The sequence below is a fragment of the Streptococcus sp. WM07 genome (genome assembly GCF_004570525.1).
Taxonomy (GTDB): Bacteria; Bacillota; Bacilli; order Lactobacillales; family Streptococcaceae; genus Streptococcus.
This window is the reverse complement of sequence record NZ_SPPZ01000327.1, coordinates 1-292: the sequence shown is the minus strand read 5'-3', so window position 1 is coordinate 292 and position 292 is coordinate 1. Positions and strand designations below refer to the sequence as shown.

The 292-nt window shown below is 40.8% G+C and carries 1 protein-coding gene; it reads right to left on the bottom strand.

The window, feature by feature from the left end:
• On the bottom strand, positions 1-292 hold a 292-nt coding region (locus E4T71_RS09435), incomplete at both ends, for a transposase (RefSeq protein WP_194181277.1).

Genomic DNA, 292 nt, shown 5'->3' with positions numbered 1-292 from the left:
AGCCTGTGGCACGGTAATGAGCATTGTAAGCCGAGCCTTCTTGTTTTCCATAGGTTGTAAAATGAGTCGAATCAATATCAATGATAAGATTCCCCACTTGATGAAATTGTAAAAAGATTTGGAGAAGCTCAAAGTTAATCTGTCTTAAAGCTGCAATCGTTTCTTCAGTAGCTCGAGAAAAGAAACGTGACAAGGTTGGTTGAGAGGCCAGCTGTCCAGGTTCTAGCAGCTGATAGAAATAAGCATCTTCTTTCAATTCTTGACAGGCATAGTCTGTATCATGACCAGCTAG